General features: G+C 67.4%; 15 protein-coding genes. 9 read left to right on the forward strand and 6 right to left on the reverse strand.

What is annotated here, in order from left to right:
• On the forward strand, positions 1-1104 hold the full coding sequence (locus NJ376_RS02730; RefSeq protein WP_252951702.1) for an amidohydrolase family protein: 1104 nt from the start codon (positions 1-3) through the stop codon (positions 1102-1104).
• Positions 1101-2201 (forward strand): amidohydrolase family protein, encoded by a 1101-nt coding sequence (locus NJ376_RS02735; protein ID WP_252951703.1) that lies wholly within the window; start codon positions 1101-1103, stop codon positions 2199-2201. Before NJ376_RS02730 ends, NJ376_RS02735 begins: the two co-directional genes overlap by 4 nt.
• A gap of 193 nt (positions 2202-2394) precedes the next feature.
• Here NJ376_RS02735 and NJ376_RS02740 read toward each other — a convergent pair whose 3' ends face one another.
• Positions 2395-2937, reverse strand: a complete 543-nt coding sequence (locus NJ376_RS02740) for an ankyrin repeat domain-containing protein (protein ID WP_252951704.1) — start codon at positions 2935-2937, stop codon at positions 2395-2397.
• 20 nt (positions 2938-2957) lie between these two features.
• On the reverse strand, positions 2958-4571 hold the full coding sequence (locus tag NJ376_RS02745; RefSeq protein WP_252951705.1) for a catalase: 1614 nt from the start codon (positions 4569-4571) through the stop codon (positions 2958-2960).
• Between the two features lie 672 nt (positions 4572-5243).
• Between NJ376_RS02745 and NJ376_RS02750 the strand changes: the two genes are divergently transcribed.
• The 4 genes from NJ376_RS02750 to NJ376_RS02765 are packed head-to-tail and all read left to right on the forward strand — an operon-like array spanning position 5244 to position 9914.
• Positions 5244-6224, forward strand: a complete 981-nt coding sequence (locus NJ376_RS02750; RefSeq protein ID WP_252951706.1) for an ABC transporter substrate-binding protein — start codon at positions 5244-5246, stop codon at positions 6222-6224.
• The gene (locus NJ376_RS02755; protein ID WP_252951707.1) at positions 6221-8272 is read left to right on the forward strand and encodes a sensor histidine kinase; all 2052 of its coding nucleotides are present in this window, start codon (positions 6221-6223) and stop codon (positions 8270-8272) included. Before NJ376_RS02750 ends, NJ376_RS02755 begins: the two co-directional genes overlap by 4 nt.
• Positions 8269-8667: a response regulator gene (locus tag NJ376_RS02760; protein WP_252951708.1), complete on the forward strand. Its 399-nt coding sequence runs from the start codon at positions 8269-8271 to the stop codon at positions 8665-8667. Before NJ376_RS02755 ends, NJ376_RS02760 begins: the two co-directional genes overlap by 4 nt.
• The gene (locus NJ376_RS02765; RefSeq protein ID WP_252951709.1) at positions 8664-9914 is read left to right on the forward strand and encodes an adenylate/guanylate cyclase domain-containing protein; all 1251 of its coding nucleotides are present in this window, start codon (positions 8664-8666) and stop codon (positions 9912-9914) included. Before NJ376_RS02760 ends, NJ376_RS02765 begins: the two co-directional genes overlap by 4 nt.
• Before the next feature lie 120 nt (positions 9915-10034).
• Here the strand turns inward: NJ376_RS02765 and NJ376_RS02770 are convergent, their stop codons facing one another.
• A complete protein-coding gene (locus tag NJ376_RS02770) occupies positions 10035-10454 on the reverse strand; it encodes a Zn-ribbon domain-containing OB-fold protein (protein WP_252951710.1) in 420 nt (139 codons plus the stop codon).
• Positions 10455-10459: 5 nt separating this feature from the next.
• Positions 10460-11617, reverse strand: coding sequence for a thiolase C-terminal domain-containing protein (locus NJ376_RS02775; protein ID WP_252951711.1), 1158 nt, complete (start codon positions 11615-11617; stop codon positions 10460-10462).
• Positions 11618-11847: 230 nt separating this feature from the next.
• On the opposite strand from NJ376_RS02775, the gene NJ376_RS02780 reads away from it, so the two are divergent.
• From NJ376_RS02780 to NJ376_RS02790, 3 genes are all read left to right on the forward strand, one after another.
• On the forward strand, positions 11848-12768 hold the full coding sequence (locus NJ376_RS02780) for a tripartite tricarboxylate transporter substrate binding protein (protein WP_252951712.1): 921 nt from the start codon (positions 11848-11850) through the stop codon (positions 12766-12768).
• Positions 12769-12891: 123 nt separating this feature from the next.
• Positions 12892-14271, forward strand: coding sequence for an MmgE/PrpD family protein (locus tag NJ376_RS02785; RefSeq protein WP_252951713.1), 1380 nt, complete (start codon positions 12892-12894; stop codon positions 14269-14271).
• A gap of 528 nt (positions 14272-14799) precedes the next feature.
• Positions 14800-15687 (forward strand): Bug family tripartite tricarboxylate transporter substrate binding protein, encoded by an 888-nt coding sequence (locus NJ376_RS02790; protein ID WP_252951714.1) that lies wholly within the window; start codon positions 14800-14802, stop codon positions 15685-15687.
• 173 nt (positions 15688-15860) lie between these two features.
• Here the strand turns inward: NJ376_RS02790 and NJ376_RS02795 are convergent, their stop codons facing one another.
• Positions 15861-16436, reverse strand: a complete 576-nt coding sequence (locus NJ376_RS02795; RefSeq protein ID WP_252951715.1) for a tyrosine phosphatase family protein — start codon at positions 16434-16436, stop codon at positions 15861-15863.
• Between the two features lie 134 nt (positions 16437-16570).
• Positions 16571-17905 carry an MFS transporter gene (locus tag NJ376_RS02800; RefSeq protein ID WP_252951716.1) on the reverse strand — a complete coding sequence of 445 codons (1335 nt, stop codon included), beginning with the start codon at positions 17903-17905 and terminating at the stop codon, positions 16571-16573.
• Between the last annotated feature and the right edge of the window lie 781 nt (positions 17906-18686).

The raw sequence follows: 18686 nt of genomic DNA on the forward strand, positions 1-18686 counted from the left end.
ATGAACGTTATCCTGCCGAATCAGACCACCACCAACCCCGTCACGCGCGGCGCCATCGATTGCGACCTGCATCCTGGCGTGCCCGGCATCGCCACGCTGCTGCCCTACATGAACGCGTTCTGGCAGGACTCCTTCGTCCGCCGCGGCATGGATGGCTTCGACTTGGCCAGCTACCCGCCCGGGGCGCCGATCACCTGCCGCCCGGATTGGCGGCCGGCCAGCGGCAAGCCCGGCACCGACCTGGCTCAGCTCCGCGCCCAGGCGCTGGATGGCTTCGGCACCCGCTTCGCCATCTGCAATACGCTCTATGGCGGCCAGGTGGCGGTCAGCGAGACCATGGGTGCCGCGATCTGCAGCGCCATCAATGACTGGATCGCGGCGGAATGGTTGGCGGCGGATCCGCGGCTGCGCGCTTCCATCGTGGTGCCGGCCCAGGCGCCGCATCTGGCGGTGGAGGAGATCGAGAGGCTCGCCGGCGACCATCGTTTCGTCCAGATCCTGCTGCCGGCAGCGGCCGAGCTGCTCTACGGCAAGAGCTATTACTGGCCGATCTGGGCGGCAGCGGAGAAGCACGGGCTGCCGGTGGGGCTGCATGCGGGCTCCATGTTCCGCTATGCCCCGACCTCGAATGGCTGGCCCTCCCACTACCTGCACGACTATGTCAGCCAGTCCCAGATCTTCGAGGACCAGCTGCTGAGCCTTGTCTCGGAAGGCGTCTTCGCCCGCTACCCGACGCTGCGCATCGTGCTGCTGGAATCGGGCGTGAGCTGGCTGCCGGGCTTTCTCTGGCGCGGCGTGAAGACCTGGCGCGGCGTGCGCTCCGAAGTGCCCTGGGTGAAGCAATCGCCGGCCGAGATCATCCGCGCGCATGTCCGCCTGACCGTGCAGCCCTTCGACGTGCCGGCCGATGACGCCACCGCCGTGGCTGACATCCTCCGCCAGATCGGCGCCGATGACATGCTGCTCTTCGCCACGGATTACCCGCATTGGCAGTTCGAGGGCGACCACGTCCTGCCACCTGGAATTCCGCCCGAGACCTTGCGGCGGATCATGCTGGACAACCCGCTGGCCACCTACCCCCGGCTGCAGGAGAGCATCGCATGAGCGAGATCCTCGAAGCGCGCCCCGTGGCGCAGGCGACGAAGCTGCGCATCATCGACAGCGACATCCACCCCTCGCTGCGTTCGGAGGCAGACCTCAACCCCTTTCTCTCGGCCCGCTGGCGGCAGCATGTCGCGGAATACGGCAAGCTCGGCCGTGGCCCCTACGCGGCGCGCAACACCTATCCCCGCTTCCAGCCCTTCCTGTCGCGGCGGGACAGCTTCCCGCCCAATGGCGGCCCGCCCGGCTCCGACCTCGCCTTCATGCGGGCGCAATTGCTCGACCTCTACGACATCGAATACGGCATCCTCGAGCCGTTGATGCCGAGCAACCTGGTCCGCAACCTGGAGCTCAGCGCTGCGCTGTGCAGCGCCATCAATGACTGGCAAGTGGCGGCCTTCACCTCGCAGGAGAAGCGGCTGCGCGCCTCCATCCAAATCCCCTTCGAGGATGCGAGGGCTGCCGTCGCCGAGATCGACAGGCGCGTCGCCAACCGTGACTTTGCGCAGGTCCAGCTCACCTCCCGCAGCACCGAGCCGCTGGGCCGCCCGCGCTACTGGCCGATCTTCGAGGCGGCGGCGCATCACGGGCTGCCGATCGGCCTGCATGTCGGCGGCGAGGCGGGGTACGCCCCGACCGCTGCCGGCTGGCCTTCCTTCTACATCGAGGACCATCACGGCCTTACCCATACCATGCAGTGCCAGGTGACCAGCATGGTGCTGGAGGGGGTGTTCGAGCGTTTTCCCACGCTCAAGATCATCCTGATCGAGGGCGGCTTCGCCTGGCTGCCGGTGCTGGCCTGGCGGCTCGACCGGCACTGGGAGAAGATGCGCGGGGAGGTACCCCATCTGAAGCAGCCGCCCTCGGCCTATATCCGTCGCAATCTGTGGGTCTCCACCCAACCGATGGAGGAGCCGGAGGATCCCGAGGATTTGCGGCGGGTGCTGTCGCGGATCGGCTGGGACCGCGTGCTGTTCGCCACCGATTATCCGCACTGGGATTTCGACGACCCGCGCTATGCCTTCCCCTGCCGCCTCAGCGAAACGGAACGACGAGCCATCTTCCGCGGCAATGCGGAAGCGGTCTATCGGTTCGACTGAGGGCCGTCGGAGGGCGCTGGCGGATCCGGGAATCGCATCTCCGCATAACGACGCTGGGCCGCGATGCCGAAGTGAGCGCGGCCCCATCGGTGCAACTTTGTCGCACTGAACGCCACCGCCGCGCGGCGGCAGTTCGCGAAGGCCGGGGCGATGATCCGGCGCCTCGGCCCGCGCATCAATTGACCCTGGCCGCTTATCCGTCACGCCGTGCGATGGACCGGCGTGTCAGCAATTCGGCCACGTCGGAAGCTCCCATCGCCTTGGCGGCCGCCATGGCGCTCAGGCCAGTGGCATCGCGCAATTCCGCGTCGGCGCCCCGGGCCAGGAGCAATTCGACGATGGCGACGCGGTTGAACATCGCGGCCAGAATCAGCGGTGTCCGCCCGCCATCGGCCCGGCCGTCCACGGCGGCGCCGCCCTCCAGCAGCAGCTGCACGACCTCCGCATCGCCCTTGAACGCCGCGCCGGCCAAGGGGGTCTGGCCTCGGTCATTCGCCAGCCCCGGGTCCGCGCCCCGGGCAAGCAGCACCCGCACGGCTTCCGCCTGACCATGATAGCTGGCCAGCATCAGGAGACTGTCGCCCTTCTCGTTGCGTAGGTTGGGCGGCAGGCCCATGGCCAGCAGCTCCTCCAGCTCCTGTGCCCGTCCGCCGCGGGCATAGCCGAAGACGCGCGCCGCGAAGGCAAGCGTCGCGGCGTCCAGCTCCTGCGGCCTGGCTGCGGTCTCGTCGGCCATCTGGCGTCCCGTCCTGCCTGCTACTCCGCGGCCCGAGGCTGGCCGGGCTGCGTGCCCGGCGGATCCTCCGCCCGGCCGCTCGTATAGGTCGGTCCCTGGCGCCGCTCGCCCGGCGCGGGCTTGCCTGGCAGAGGCGGCAGCGCCTTCGCGCGCTCCAGGTCCATGCCCGCCGCCTGCGCCACCCGCGTGCCGTAGTCAGGGTCGCAATGCCAGAAATGCCAGATCATGCGGAGGGCAATCTCCTCCGGGCAGGCCCGCATATCCTGGCCGAGGTTGGCAATCAGGTCGTCGCGTTCCCATTCCTCGAAGCTGCGGTAGCGCTCGCCCGCCTGGCGGTAGTCGTCCTGCGTGCGGGTGGTCTGGTAGCGGCCGAGATGGCCCTCGACCCATTGATGGTATTCCCGCGCGGTTCGCGGCGCTTCCTGCAGCCCGCCCTGGGAGCTGGGCTCGTAATTGACGTGCTTGTTTGCGCCAGCCTGGTCCACGTAATAGGCCATCGGCCCGCCCTGCTGGTTGGTGCGCACCTGGGCGCCCTTGGCCGAGTTCACCGGAAGCTGCAGGTAATTCGCCCCGACGCGGTAGCGCTGGGTATCCGAGTAGGACAGGGTCCGCCCCTGCAGCATCTTGTCGTCCGAGAAGTCGATGCCATCCACCAGCACGCCGGTGCCGAAGGCGGATTGCTCGGTCTCCGCATGGACGTTGTCCGGGTTCCGGTTCAGCACCATCCGGCCGATCTTCCGCAGGGGAAATTTATCCTCCGGCCAGCGCTTGGTGTCGTCCAGCGGGTCGAAGTCGAGCTCGGGATGCTCGCCATCCTCCATGAGCTGAACGCAGAAATCCCATTCCGGGAAATTCCCGCTCTCGATCGCCTCATAGAGGTCCTTGGTCGCATGGCCGACCTCCTTCGCCTGGATCTCGGCCGCCTGGGCGGAGGTGAGGTTGCGCACGCCCTGCTTCGGCACCCAGGAGAATTTGGCGAGATGCGCGACGCCTTCCGCATTCACCAGCTTGTAGGTGTTGACCGAGGATCCTTCCATCTCACGGTAGCTCGCGGGAATGCCCCAGGGACTCTTCACCCAGGTTACCATGTGCAGCGCTTCCGGATGGTGCTGCACGAAGTCGTAGAAGCGCCAAGCTTCCTGTCGGTTGGTCACCGGGTCCGGCTTGAAGGCGTGGATCATGTCCGGGAATTTGATGGCGTCGCGGATGAAGAAGATCCGGAGGTTATTCCCGACGAGGTCCCAATTGCCGTCCTCCGTGTAGAATTTCACGGCGAAGCCGCGCGGGTCGCGCGCCGTCTCCGGGCTGTCCTTGCTGCCGATCACGGTGGAGAAGCGCACGAAGAGCTCGGTGCGGTGCCCGGCCTTGGTCAGCACCTTGGCGCGGGTGTATTTCGCTGCCGGCTCGTCGCCGATCTTTCCGCTCGCCTCGAAATAGCCGTAGGCGCCGGTGCCGCGGGCATGCACCACCCGCTCCGGTATCCGCTCCCGGTCAAAATGCGTGATCTTCTCGATGAACTGGTAATTCTCCAGCGTCGCAGGGCCGCGCTCGCCGACGCTGCGCAGGCTCTGGTTGTCGAGGACGGGATGGCCCTGCCTGGTCGTCAGGAAAGGACCGTTGGCTTGACCGCTCATGTGCTGTCCCTTTTCGATGTCGCCAGGCCATCACTGCCCCATGGGGCGCTGCGCAGTCCGGCATCGCAGCCGCTCATCGGCCGGCGGGATCGCGCCGGGTAGGCATCGACGGCGTCCACAACTGGCCTATGGCGCGAACGCGGCGGTCATGGCCCCGTTTTTTGCGTTTTCGTGTGCGATCTCCGAGCGGCGTTGGCGGGCCGCTGCCGCTACCGCCCGTTCCGAATGACGCCGCTGAGCGGCCATGGCTTGGCCGCGACAACCGACACCCCAGGACTGTACACCTAGGGCACCAGTCCCGGCCTTTGCTCGCATGCTGGCGCAACGCCGCCATCGTACGCGATCTTGGGCGAGTCGACTGGAGCAGCGGCCGAAGTCCGACGACTCACTTGGCCTGCACAGATGGGCGCCTCAGCGTCGATCTCCAGCGCCATGCAGAGGCAGCCTGCATCGCGTCGCAGCCCCAGGGTTGAGTTCACGGGCGAACAAGCAACCGAAAGACAGAGCACGGCATCAGCAGCGCCGCCTCGGCCGGCCGCCGCCGGACTGCCAAGCGTCATGGGTGAGTTGGTCGCGCATGGAGCGGCGCCGGGCTCCAATCGCCGCGAGTACTAGACCGCTCAGGTAATGCTAGGCTAGCGCCGGACAGCAATGGCGAGAGGAGAGCGTCCCATGAGGCGGCGGGCATACCTCGCCCTGCTCGGCGCAGCGGCTCTGCGGCCAGCTTCGGGACGCGCCCAGGGGACGGCGCTGCCGGTCATCGGCTATCTCGGCAACGAGTCGGCCAAGCCCATGATGACGCGTCTGCGCGCCTTCCGCGCTGGCCTCGCGGAAATGGGGTATGTCGAGGGCAGAAATGTCGTCATGGAATTTCGTTGGGCAGAGGGCCGATACGAGCGGTTGCCTAGGTTCGCGGCGGAGCTCGTCCAACGCGGAGTCGACGTGATCGTAGCGCCCGGCGGCGCTCCCGTCGCGCTCGCGGCGAAATCGGCGACCAGGACGATTCCCATCGTGTTCGAGATGGGGGGCGATCCCGTCGCCCTCGGCGTCGTCAGCAGCCTGAACCGGCCGGAGGGCAACCTCACGGGCGTGTCGAGCCTGAGCGTGGAGGCGAGTTCCAAGCGACTGGAACTCCTCCACGAGGCAATCCCGGCTGCTGCCGACATCGGCATCGCCGTCAACCCGACAAGCCCCACCGCCGAATCGCAGCTCGGCACCCTGCGGGTCACCGCCGGCAGCCTCGGCTTGCAGTTGCATGTGCTGGAGGTCAGGGCCGAAGAACAATTCGAGGCCATTTTCGCTGCCCTGCCCCAATTGAATATCGGTGGGCTGGTCTTCACCTCCGACCCATTCTTCGCCTTCCGCAGCGAGCTCCTGGCTGCGCTCGCGCTCCGCCATGGCGTTCCTGCGATTACGCAGACCCGGGACTTCGCAACAGCCGGCGGCCTCATGAGCTATGGCGGCGACTTCGTACAGTCACACCACCATACCGGCGTCTACACCGGACGCGTACTGAAGGGCCAGAAGCCTTCCGATCTGCCCGTGCAGCAGATCACCCGGCTGGAATTGCTGGTCAACCTGCAAACGGCCGCGAGGTTCGGTATCTCGCTCCCGCGATCGCTGCTCGGCAGGGCCGATGAGGTGATCGAATGACGGCCCCAGCAGCGCGCGCCGCAACGGCGTTGCCGCATCCGAGATCTTGGTCCGGACTGGCACAATGCACGCGGTTCGCGCTGTTTCGCTACCTTCCGAGCGGTATCGCACGACGCTTCGCCCGCGCACTGGTCGGCCTCGTCACCATTGCGTTGGTTGCGACCGGGGCCGCGGATACCTGGCTCGCCTATACGCGGGCGACAAACTCGGCCCTCGATGCCCAACTCGACAAGGCTCTCGTCGCGGCAGGCCGCGTTGCCCAGTTCATCGGCGAGATCGAGAGTCAAATGGGGTGGACCACCCGGGCGGAATGGGCGCTGAACCGCCCGGACGAGCGCCGCTACGATTTCGTTCGCTTGCTTCGCCAGGCTCCGGCCATCAACGAAGTACAGTTCATCGATGGCCAAGGGCGCGAGCAGCTCCGGTTGTCGCGCCTGAAGCCCGACGTGATCGGCAGCGGCGCCGACCTGTCGTCAATGCCCCAATTCGTCGAGGCCGTGAGGGACCGCATATGGTACGGGCCGATCTATTTCCGGCGTGGGTCCGAGCCCTACATGGTCCTTTCGATGGCGCATGCCGGACGCAAGCCCGGGGTTACCTCGGCGAACGTGAACCTCAAGCTCATCTGGGACGTCGTCGCCGCCATTCGGGCCGGCCGGAGCGGCTATGCCTACGTGACCGACGCCACAGGCCAATTGATAGCCCATCCGGATATGAGCCTCGTCCTTCGCGGAACCGATCTGTCCCGCCTGCCGCAGGTGGCGCAGGCGCTTCAGGCGGGGGCGAATTCATCGGGGATTTCCGGGCAGCTTGTCGCCGGCCCGGACGGCCGCACGGTGCTCTCCGCCTATTCTCATGTCCCCAAGCTCAACTGGTTCGTCTTCGTCGAACTGCCCCAGCGCGAGGTCGTCGCTTCGGTGGTCGGCACCCTGTACCAGACGCTGGTCCTGCTGGCGCTCAGCATCCTGCTCGCGCTCCTGCTCGGCGCCTGGCTCGCGCGACGAATGGTGGTGCCCATCAGGCAATTGCAAGCCGGCGCCCAGCGGCTCGGGGAAGGCGATCTGGGACTACGCATCGCCGTCACCTCGAAGGACGAGATCGGTGCCTTGGCACAGCGCTTCAACCAGATGGCGGCCCGTATCCAGGAAGCGCAGGAAACGCTGGAGGCCAAGGTCGCGGATCGGACCTTCGATCTCGCCCGCTCGCTGGACGAGCTACGGGCCACCCAGGATCGGCTGGTCCAGACGGAGAAACTGGCCTCGCTCGGGCAGCTCACCGCGGGCATTGCCCATGAGATCAAGAACCCGCTGAACTTCGTCAATAACTTCGCCGACCTCACGATGGAGCTGACGCAGGAGTTGACGGATGCCTTGGCGGCCGGCGAGACGGAGCTGGACCCGAGGCTGCGCGAGGATATCGCCGAGCTGAGCGCCATGATCCGGGGAAACCTGACCAAGGTCGTACAGCACGGCAGGCGGGCCGACAGCATCGTCAGAAACATGCTGGCGCATTCGCGCGAGAGCAGCGGCGAGTTGCGCGATGTGGACCTGAACGCCATGGCCGACGAGGCCCTGAACCTGGCCTACCACGGCGCGCGTGCCGAAAGGCCGGGGTTCAACATCGTCCTAGAGCGCGATTTCGACCCGGCGGTCGGCCGCGTCGAGCTCTACCCGCAGGAATTCACTCGCGTGCTGCTGAACCTGATCGGGAACGGCTTCTATGCGGTCCACAAGAAGCGGCTCCAGGACCCGTCCGAGGACTACCAGCCGACGCTTCGCCTTGCCACCCGCGCCCTGCCGAATCGGGTCGAGATCCGGGTCTACGACAACGGGACAGGGATACCGGACGCGGTGCGGGCGCGGATGTTCGAGCCCTTCTTCACCACCAAGCCCGCTGGCGAAGGGACTGGGTTGGGCCTCTCCCTCTCCCACGACATCATCGTGAAGCAGCATGGCGGAGCGATCCAGGTGACGACGGAACCTGGCCGCTTCACCGAACTGGTCATTACCCTGCCCAGAACCGCTCCGCCAACCGGGAGTGCCGCATGAGCCCGCAGATCCTGGTCGTCGACGACGAGACCGACATGGAGGCGCTCTTCCGCCAGCAATTCCGGCGCGAGCTCAGGGCAGGCCGCTTCGAGCTGGCATTCGCCAGCTCCGGATCGCGGGCCCTCGAGATCCTCTCAGCACCGGCCGGCAACGACATCATCCTGCTGCTCTCCGACATCAACATGCCGGGCATGAGCGGGCTGGAACTGCTCTCGAGCACCAAGGCTGCCCGCCCCGACCTGCCGGTGATCATCATCACCGCCTACGGCGACGCGGAGACGCAACGGCGCTCGCTGGCAAGCGGCGCCGATGGGCTTCTGCCGAAGCCGATCGACTTCTGCGCGCTCCGCGCCGATGTGGCACGGCGGCTCGAGCGCCGCGAGGAATGCCCATGAAGATGGCCGTTCTCGTGGTCGATGACGAACCCGACCTGCAGGCGCTCATCCTGCAGAGATTTCGGCGCCAAGTCCGCGATGGCAGCCTCATCTTCCACTTCGCGCATGATGGCGTCGAGGCGCTCCAGGCCGTGGCCGGCCATCCCGATATCGGCGTGGTGCTCGCCGACATCAACATGCCGCGGATGGACGGCCTGACCTTGCTGCAACGCCTGCAGGACGACGAGAACCCGGTTGCCACCGTGATCGTCTCGGCCTATGGCGACATGACGAACATCCGTGCCTCCATGAACAGCGGCGCCTTCGACTTCCTGACGAAGCCGATCGACTTTGCCGATCTCGAGGCGACCGTCGCGAAGACGCTGCGCCACGTCGCCGCTGCCCGCGAGGCCCGGATCCGGCGCGCGGCGGCGGAGCGGGCACATGCGGCGCTCGCCCGGTACTTCTCGCCCAACCTTGCCGCAGAACTGGCTGCCGAGGGGCGCATGCAGGACCTGGCCGGCCAGCGTCGCGACGTGACCTCCCTCTTCACGGACATTGCAGGCTTCACCGCCCTGGTCGAGACCGTGGATCCCCCGGTCCTGCTCGAACTGCTGAACGGATACTTCACGGGTACGACGGATATCGTCTTCGAACACGGCGGGACGGTGATGCGGGGAACCGGCGACGGGCTGCACCTGCTCTTCGGCGCACCGGGCGACCAACCGGACCACGCCGAGCGCGCCGTCGCCTGTGCGCTCGCCCTTGACGCCTTCTGCGAGGCATTCCGGGCCAAGCAACGGTTGGAAGGCATCGCGCTCGGCGTCACCCGCATCGGCTTGCATTCAGGCCCGGCGCTGGTGGGCGATTTCGGCGGAGGGCGCTATTTCGACTACGCGGCCCATGGCGACACCATCAATACCGCGGCGCGGCTCGAGGCGGCGAACAAGGTGTTGGGGACACATATCTGCGCCAGTGCTGCCGTGGCTGCGCGTGCCCCCAGATTCGCCGGCAGACCGGTTGGCGACATGATGCTACGTGGCCGCAGCGAGCCTCTGCGCGCCTATGAGCTGCTACCCTGCGAGCGGCTGGAGATGCCCGATACGCAGGCCTACCTCATCGCATTCGAGATGCTCGCCGCAGGCGAGGCCGGTGCCCTGCCGGCCTTCGCCGCTTTGGTCGGCGCCAATCCCGCGGATCCGCTGGCGAATTTCCATCTGCGGCGCCTGCTCAACGGAGAGACGGGCGCAAGGCTGGACGTACCCTGAAAGGCTTCGTAGCAGAGGCGTCACTCGCCAAGAGCGGCGCAAATGTCACCTATTGGCGCCCCCACCAAGCCGGGTAGGTCAAAATGATTGAAGTGGAGCCGCCGCCGGGGCGCGGAACGCTCACGCTCCGGCCAGGCGCAGCACCGGCAGGGTCAGCCCTGCCTCATTGGCCTCGAAGCCGATCCGCAATTTGCGGCCGGGGCGCAGCGCCTCCGCCGTGGCATCCCGCAACTGTGCCAGCAGGCGTACCCCTTCCGGCAGGTCTGCCGTGACCAGCACATAGGGCAGCTCCGCCCGGAACGCGGCATGGAACGGGTGATGGGCGACGGTCCAGCTATGCACCGTCGCCTCGCCCGAAGCCTCGACCCAGTCCGCGGCCATGGAATGGCAGGAAGGGCACATGGGCTGTGGATAGTGGCGAATGCGGCCGCACTCGGCGCAGCGCTGCAGCATCAGCCGGCCTTCGGCCAGCCCATCCCAATAGGGCCGGGTCTCCGGGCTCGGGTCGGGCATGGGCTTGCCGGGCATCGTCTGGCTCATCGCATTCAACCCCGTGTCATGATGGCGAGCGTACCGTCGCCAAGGTCGCCATAGCCGGTGACGAGGCCCACTTCGGCATCCGGCACCTGCGCCCGGCCGGCCTCCCCGCGCAGCTGCCGCACCAGCTCCACCACATGGTTCATCCCCGCGATATGCGCCTGGGAGAGCAGCCCGCCATGCGTGTTCACCGGCAGCCGTCCCTGCAGCCCGAGCGCGCCGCCCTCGACGAAGGCGCCGCCTTCGCCCTTGCCGCAGAAGCCGAGATCCTCGATCTGGCAGAGGACGATGTAGGTGAAGCAGTCATAGATCTCGGCGACGTCGATATCGGCCGGCGTCACGCCCGCCATGGCGAAGGCGCGCGGCGCCGCCTTGGCGAGGCCAAGACGCGTCATGTCGCCGCGCTGGGTGATGGCGCTTGGCGAATCCGGGTGCCCTTCGGCCATGCCCGCGAGCAGGACCCGCGGCCGGCGGAGATCGCGCGCCCGGTCGGCCGCGCTGACGACGACCGCGGCCGCGCCGTCGCTCTCGAGGCTGCAATCATACAGCCGCAACGGGTCGGCGATCATGCGCGAGGCCTGATGGTCCTCGATGCTCAGCGGCGTCGTCATCCGGGCATTGCCGTTGAGGATCGCATGCTGCCGCGTGGTGACGGCGATCTCCGCGAGCTGCCGGCTCGTGGTGCCGAACATCTCCATGTGGCGCCGGGCCATCGGTGCGTAGTATTGCGCCGGCGCCAGCGCGCCGCTCGGCGCCTCGAACTCGCCCACGAGGCGGAATTGCGGCATCTGCTGGATGCGGGCGCCGATCCGCTGCCCGGTCCGGCCGGTACGGCCGAGCGTCAGCAACACATGCGAGCAGATGCCCGCGGCGATCGCCGCGGCGGCGCATTGCAGCGCGGCCACCGGCCCCGCGCCGCCGAGCGGCGTGCCGGTGGAGAAGCGAAGGTCTGGAATGCCCAGGTTGGTGACCAGCTCCTCGGCGACGACGGGGCTGCTGGGCGAGGGCATAACGATGCCGTCGATATCCCGGGGCTGGATGCCGGCATCCGAAATGGCCTTGAGCGCGGCCTCGAGCTGCAGCGAGAGCACGCTGCGCCCGCCGGCATCGCGCGTATAGTCCGTGTCGCCGACGCCGGTGACCGCGGCCGCATTCGCAAGCTGCATGCTTCCCTCCCGGATTGGCCGGACGAGCCGGCAGGGCATCTTCGCCGATCTGCCGGGAGGTTCAAGGCGTGACCGAGGCTGGTTGCACGCGTACAACCCGTTCCGTAATTAGGACGGCACGGGCCAGGACGTCCGGCCGAAGAACGATCGGGAGGAGCCTCCGCATGACAGCCGGAGAGACGTGCCTTTTGCGGCGAAGTGTCTGCGCCTCCCTCCTCGCGGCACCCTTCGTGGCCCGTGCCCAGCCGGCGGCCTATCCGGTGCGTCCCATCCGACTGACGGTGCCCTACCCGGCCGGCGGCACGACGGATGTGATGGCCCGCATCGCCGCCGAGGCCATGTCCGCCCGCCTCGGCCAGCCGATCGTGATCGACAACCGGCCCGGCGCCGGCGTGACGGTGGGCACGGGCTTCGTCGCCCGCTCCGTGCCGGACGGCTACAGCCTGCTGGTCACCACCCTGGCGCATGCGACCAATCCCGCTCTCTTCAAGTCGCTGCCCTATGATTCGGAAGGTGACTTTACGCCCGTTGGGATGATCGGCCTGACGCCTTGCGTGCTGGTGGTGAATCCGGGCTTGCGAGCCCGCGACCTGGCGAGCTTCGTCGCCCTGCTGCGGGCCGAGCCCGAGCGCCATGCCTATGGCTCGGCCGGGGCTGGCAGCCCGATGCATCTCGCGCCGGAATTGCTGGCGCAGATGACCGGCACCAAGGTGCGGCATGTTCCCTATCGCGGCGAAGCGCCGGCGCTGAACGACCTGGTGGCCGGGCATATCACCTTTGCCATCGACCCGGTCACCGCGGCCGCGCCGCTGGTGCGTGCCGGCGCGCTGCGCGCCCTGGCGGTGGCTTCGGCGCGGCGGGCCGCTATCCTGCCGGAGGTACCGACCTTCGCCGAGGCGGGGCTGGCGGGCTTCGAGGCGTATACCTGGGCCGTGATCATGGCGCCGCGGGGGACGCCACCGGAGGTGGTGGAGCGCCTCAACCGCGAGCTCGGCGCCGTCCTGGGCCTGCCCGACATCCGCTCCAGGCTCGCCGAGCTTGGCGTGGAGATGGAGCGCGCCTTCTCGCCGGCGGAGACGGGTGGCTTCATCCGTGCCGAAGCCGCGAAATGGGCCCCCATCGTCCGCGCCTCTGGCGCCTCCCTGGACTGACGCCAGAACCGATGACCGGACCGCTTGGCAGGACCACGGCGTTCAGGCACGCAGGATGATCCGTATCAGGGCCTTACGGTGCCGGCGCTGCTGCCGCGCACCGATGGCTGGCAGGAGCCGCCGATGACCCAACCCCAACCCGGTCCCGCCCTTCCATCGATGGCCGAGTTCGCCGCCGGCGCCAGATGGGAGACGCTGCCCGAGGCCGTCCAGCGGGAATCCGTGCGGGCCTGGCTGAATTTCGTCGCCTGCGCCACCGGGGGTGCGTCCACCGCGATCATGCATGCCGCCATGCGCGGCGTACTGGCCATGGCGCCGCAAGGCCCGGTGCCGGTGTTCGGCCGGCCGGAGCGCGTCAGCCTGGCCGATGCCGCGCTGCTGAACAGCATGAGCACCTCGGCCCACACCTTCGACGACACGCATCTCGCCACCATCACACACCCCACGGGTCCCGTGGCCGCCGCCCTTGCCGCGACGGCGCACGCGCTGGCGGCCAAGGGCCGGCCCGTCTCCGGCCCCGAATTGCTCACCGCCCTGATGGTGGGGATGGAACTGGAATGCCGCATCAGCTGCGCCATCGCGGCGGGCAAGGCCAACCAGGGCTGGTACATGACCGGCCTGTCCGGCGGCATCGGTGCCGCCGCTGCGGTCGGCCGCCTGCTCCATCTGCGGCCGGCGCAACTCGCCCATGCCATCGGGCTGGCGGCGGCGCAGGCCTGCGGGACGCGCTCCGTCCATGGCAGCATGGCCATCACCTTCGTGCCCGGCGTCGCGGCACGCGACGGGCTGGTCGCCGCGCATATGGCGCAGGCCGATTTCAGCTGCGGTCCGGGCGCCATCGATGGAAGGAACGGCCTGCTCCAGGTGCTCACCGGCGCGCATGACGCCGCGCCGGTTCTCGACAAGCTCAGGCAGGATTTCGAGGTCCTGAACAACACCTACAAGCCCTACCCCTGCGGCATCGTCATCCATCCGGCCATCGACGCCTGCCTGGCGCTTGTGCAGGAGGACAAAGTCAGCGCCGAGGCGATCGAGCGGATCGAGTTGCGCGTCCACCCCGATGCGCTGAATCTCTGCTGGCGGAAGCTTCCCGAGACCGAGCTGGAGGCGCAGGTGAGCCTCTACCACTGGGTTGCCGCCGCCCTGCTGCGCGGTGCGGCCGGCGTCGCGGAGGGCGAGCAGGCCTGCGTCGCCGATCCGGCAGTGCGCAGCCTGCAGGAGCGCGCCGAGGCGAGGCCCGATGCCGCACTGCGCGACAACCAGGCTGTTGTGACCCTAAGGCTGCAGGACGGCCGCGTGGTCGAGCGCTTCACCGAAAACGCCATCGGCAGCGTCACCAAGCCAATGACCGACGCGCAATTGGAGGCTAAATTCCGCGGCCTGGCACGGCGCAGCCTGGGGGCCGACCGGGTCGAGCACCTGCTGGGCCTCTGCCTGGCCATGCCGAAGCTGCAGGATGTCGCCGCGGTCGTCGAAGCCGGTGCGGCATCCGGGGCGAACTGATACGCGCTTGCGTTCTTTCATGGCAGCGGAGAATCCGTAGCGGGCGAGGGCGGACGGACCTGACAATTCCCGATCAGGCACGCAGCCTGGTACGGCTTGGCCTGGACACCAAGGATGCCGGCAGCGCGCGGAGCCGCTCGGCGCTGGCACGGACCACGGATGGGGCGCAGGCGCGCAGGGTCGTCCACCAGACGCACCGGGAGGCGCTCAAATGCGCATGCGCCATCCGGCGATTCCATGCCTCTCATGCGAATACCGAAATGCTTCGAGAACGCAGGGCAGCCGCAAGCGTAATGCCCTTCACGCCACACGGGCCGATCATCGTCGGGAAGGGGAGCGGCCGGGAGTCCGGCCTGAGGGTGGCGCAATCGCATGAGCCATGCCAGACCCGTTACCAACGCATGATGCCATTGGAGGTGCAGGATGATCAGCCGTCGAAGCTTGGTAGGGGGTGCTGCCCTCGCCATTCCCGCCCTGTCCGCCCGCGGCCAAGCCCCTGATTTTCCCACACGTCCGATCCGGATCGTCGTGCCTTACGCGCCCGGCGGCGCCGTTGACCTCACCGGCCGCTTCCTCGCCGAGCGGCTGCAAGCCCTCCTCGGTCAGAACATGCTGATCGACAACCGCGGCGGAGCCGGCGGCAATCTCGGCGCCGATGTCGTCGCCAAGGCCGAGAATGACGGGTACACCTTGCTGCTCGGCTCGGCCTCCATCCTCTGCGCCAACAAATTCCTCTACCGCCACTCGATGCCGCTGGATCCGATGCGGGACCTGGCGCCCATCACCCGCGTCACCACCGGGACGGTCCTGCTGATCGTGAATTCGAGCCGACCCTGGAAGAGCTTCGCGGAGCTGATTGCGGCGGCCAAAAAGGACCCGGGCAAGCTCACCATGGGCTCCTCCGGCACCGGGACGGCCAGCCACCTGGCCATCGAGTCGCTGAAGCGTGCCGCGGGGGTGGACATCACCCATGTGCCCTATCGTGGCGGCGGCCCGGCCTTCCAGGATCTCTACGCCGGCAATATCGACATGATGTTCGACGTGATTCCGGCGGCGATGCCGAATGTCCGCGAGGGGAAGTTCCGCCCGCTGGCGGTCGGCAGCGCCGAGCGCGTCACCTATGTTCCGGAGCTGCGCGACGTGCCCGGGATGAAGGAGCTGCTGCCGGATTCCGGCATCGACATTCAGAGCTGGTACGCCATCAACGCACCGGCGCGCACGCCGGACAGCCGCATCGCCATCCTGCACCGGGCAATCACCGAGGTCGTCCGGTCGGATGCGTTCCGGCAGCGCATGGAGCCGATCGGCTTCACGCCCGTCGCGGACGATTCGCCGGCGGCCTATGGCGCCTACATGGCCGAGCAGGAGAAGGTCTGGCAGAGGCTGGTGGAGATTTCCGGGGCAACCCTGGACTGAACCTATCCGCCCCTGAAGCGGGATGGGTTGAGCTTCGCTCACCCATCCCGCTCCAGCTCATTATTTGGCCATGCGATTTACGGGTTCGGTCGACTTAACCGATCACGTTCTGGCCCTGCGGCTCTCGCGCGATCATGGGTCGCCGATCCGGCTCCTGTCGCGAGGGGGGGTGGTCAAGCTTCCGCGGCTGCGACTTCGCGGCCCCGGCCGTCCGACCGCATAATATCTGCAAGATGTGGCCGCCGCGCGAGCTGCGTCCGATAGATGCTGGACGCAGCGGCAACCAGCTCGCCACGGCGGTTCAGCAGCGCATCCCCCATCTCCAGGATGCGCAGATTGGGCCAGGCCTTTTCACGGATGCGCAGGATCTCGCCGAGGATCTGCTCGGCGGAGCTATCGGGCAAGGCTTGTGCCAGGATCAACGCAAGCGATGCCGTGGACCGCGAGATGCCGGCGTGACAATGCACCAGCAGATGCGCGCCGTCCGGCGGCTCCGCGAGCAGGTCGCGGCCAAAGGCCAGCAGTTCCATGACGTGTTCCTGCCGCGGCGCGACGGTCCCGGGCCGGTCCTCGATGACGTCGTGAAATCGCAGTTCGAGTTTCCGATGCTCGCCAAAGGCGCCGAATGCCTCCGGCACCGGCCAGTCCGGATCGAGGATCGACAGGACGTGGCTGACGCCGGTTGCGCAATGCCCGCCCAGTTCCTCGATACCACAGACACTGATCCTGAACGCCGCGATGCTGTTCATGAAGTGCTTCCCCTGCGGCCGTGACTCCGCCTGATCCTAACGCCAAAGGCCAGCCGCGGCACAGAACGCCGCTGGCAGGACAGCTCGCTCCGCAGGAGCCGCCGCCGCGTCCCTGCCCGGCTCTGCCCAAAGGGCTACGCTCGGCGTGCTTGCGCAGGTGCACGCGATGCGGCGGTCTCGAGGTGGGTGCTGACTTTCAGCATCATGGCAACAATGCCGCCGACCAGGGCACAGCCGCCAAGAACGAGCAGCCCCGCCGTGAAGTCGCCGGTTGCGTCCCGCAGATAGCCCATCAGATAGGGACCGGCGAAGCCTGACAGGTTGCCGATGGAATTGATCACGGCAATGCCGGCCGCGGCCGAAGTGCCGGTGAGGAAGGCGCTGGGAATGGGCCAGAGCAGGGGCGGTGTCGCCGAAACGCCGATCTGGCTGAGGCACAGCAGCCCCAGTACCAGGACCGGGGAGGACACCAGCCCAGCCCCGGCGACTCCCACCGCCGCCAGGATCATGGCGAAGCAGACATGCTCCCTGCGCTTCAGCGTCCGGTCGGAGTTGCGGCCGAGCAGAACCATGCCGATGGCGCCAAAGACGAAGGGGAGCGCGGCCAGTAGCCCGGTCTGGAAGTTGCTGACCCCAAAGCCCTTGACGATGGTGGGCAGGAAGAAGGCAACGCCGTAGCTCGCCGCATTGAGACAGAAATAGACGAAAGCGCAGGCCAGAACCCGCGAATCGCTCAACGACCGGCCGATGCTGATGTGCTCGGCGGCCTGCTTGTGCTCGTGCTCGACGTCAAGGCGCGCCTGCAGCCAGGTCCGCTCCTGCTCGGTCAGCCAAGTGGCCTGCGCCGGCCGATCCGTCAGGTAGAAGATGACCCCGAACGCCATCAGGATCGACGGCAATGCTTCCAAGATAAACAACCATTGCCAGCCTTCAAGCCCTCCGCCGGAGAGGTTCAGCAATGCGCCGGAGACCGGCCCGCCGAGGATCGAAGAAAACGGAATCGCCAGCATGAACAGCGCCACGACGCGCGCCCGGTAGACCGAAGGAAACCATAGCGTGAGGTAGAAGATGATGCCGGGAAAGAAGCCCGCCTCCGCCGCGCCGAGCAGGAAGCGCAGGATGTAGAACATCCACTCGGTCGAGAGTCCGGTCGCGGATGAGAGTGGCTGGATGAAGGCGAAGAGGCCGGAAATCAGCCCCCAGCTGAGCATGATGCGGGCAATCCACAGCCGCGCGCCGAACCGGTCGAGCGCAAGGTTGGAGGGCACTTCCAACAAGAAGTAGGAAATGAAGAACAGGCCGGCACCAAGACCATAGGCTGCCTCCGAGAGGCCGAGGGCCGAATTCATCTGCAGCTTTGCGAAGCCGACATTCACCCGGTCCAGATAGGCGACGAAGTAGCAGACGAAGAGGAAGGGCATCAGCCTCCACATCACCTTCCGGATTGTTGTGGTCTCGGTTCCTTCCATGACGGCGTGCCCTCCTGCGGCGGCGCCCCGGAAAAGCGTGGAAGGATCGAGACGGTTCCTGCAGGCCGTGTTGAGCAGGGGCAGGAGGTTTGAGGAGTTCGGACGCCGCCGACGATCTGATAGTATCGGTCTATCCGGCCGCACCGCAAAAGGAGCCGCGGCTGATGTGAGACGCGCTGCAGGCCGTCTGCGCGGGCCGCGCCGACATCCGAGGGGCGTTGCTTGCGTGTGAGCTCTGCGCACGGATCTGCTTGGACGCAGGTGGCAGCGGTGAGTGGATCTCCGCGCTGCGGTGGCGAAGACTGAACAGGCGAACACCAGGGCTCGCCTCGAACTTTCCGACAGCGGCGCTGAGCGCAGTCGCTGACATCGCCGTGGCACGGAAGGAGGCTCGACGCAGGACGGCGACGACCGCCTCGGGCTCGCTCAGCCAGGCTGGAGATCAGGGGCGTCGCCCGAATGAAGGGAGGCTGGCACGGTTCCGCTGCGACTGCAGGCAGGAGAAAGAGGCACGGCTTGGAGCTGTGATGCACGGCCAGATCCGGTCCTGCGGCTGTCAGCCTCATGCGGGAAGGCAGCAGCGCCGACCAGCCGAAGAGATGAACGGTGGTCGATGGGGCAAGCTGATCTGCCAGGAGGTCGCGCCTAGCGACTGAAGCGAGCAACGCATCCGTCGTCTCAACCTATGAGCGCCGTATCGAGAGCTGGAAATCCAGAAGGCATTCATGCGCGAGCGCCCGGCGAATTGCGGCAAGCCGCTGAAGAGCTTAGGAAACTTATC

This window comes from Siccirubricoccus soli (assembly GCF_024178315.1).
In the GTDB taxonomy this organism is placed as follows: Bacteria; Pseudomonadota; Alphaproteobacteria; order Acetobacterales; family Acetobacteraceae; genus Siccirubricoccus; species Siccirubricoccus soli.

What these genes read in the sequence shown, in the direction of transcription:
- NJ376_RS02750 (WP_252951706.1), top strand. Translation starts at nt 5,244, where the DNA reads ATGAGGCGGCGGGCATACCTCGCCCTGCTCGGCGCAGCGGCTCTGCGG.
- NJ376_RS02735 (WP_252951703.1), top strand. Translation starts at nt 1,101, where the DNA reads ATGAGCGAGATCCTCGAAGCGCGCCCCGTGGCGCAGGCGACGAAGCTG.
- NJ376_RS02770 (WP_252951710.1), bottom strand. Translation starts at nt 10,454, where the DNA reads ATGAGCCAGACGATGCCCGGCAAGCCCATGCCCGACCCGAGCCCGGAG.
- NJ376_RS02745 (WP_252951705.1), bottom strand. Translation starts at nt 4,571, where the DNA reads ATGAGCGGTCAAGCCAACGGTCCTTTCCTGACGACCAGGCAGGGCCAT.
- NJ376_RS02740 (WP_252951704.1), bottom strand. Translation starts at nt 2,937, where the DNA reads ATGGCCGACGAGACCGCAGCCAGGCCGCAGGAGCTGGACGCCGCGACG.
- NJ376_RS02775 (WP_252951711.1), bottom strand. Translation starts at nt 11,617, where the DNA reads ATGCAGCTTGCGAATGCGGCCGCGGTCACCGGCGTCGGCGACACGGAC.
- NJ376_RS02800 (WP_252951716.1), bottom strand. Translation starts at nt 17,905, where the DNA reads ATGGAAGGAACCGAGACCACAACAATCCGGAAGGTGATGTGGAGGCTG.
- NJ376_RS02755 (WP_252951707.1), top strand. Translation starts at nt 6,221, where the DNA reads ATGACGGCCCCAGCAGCGCGCGCCGCAACGGCGTTGCCGCATCCGAGA.
- NJ376_RS02760 (WP_252951708.1), top strand. Translation starts at nt 8,269, where the DNA reads ATGAGCCCGCAGATCCTGGTCGTCGACGACGAGACCGACATGGAGGCG.
- NJ376_RS02785 (WP_252951713.1), top strand. Translation starts at nt 12,892, where the DNA reads ATGACCCAACCCCAACCCGGTCCCGCCCTTCCATCGATGGCCGAGTTC.
- NJ376_RS02730 (WP_252951702.1), top strand. Translation starts at nt 1, where the DNA reads ATGAACGTTATCCTGCCGAATCAGACCACCACCAACCCCGTCACGCGC.
- NJ376_RS02795 (WP_252951715.1), bottom strand. Translation starts at nt 16,436, where the DNA reads ATGAACAGCATCGCGGCGTTCAGGATCAGTGTCTGTGGTATCGAGGAA.
- NJ376_RS02765 (WP_252951709.1), top strand. Translation starts at nt 8,664, where the DNA reads ATGAAGATGGCCGTTCTCGTGGTCGATGACGAACCCGACCTGCAGGCG.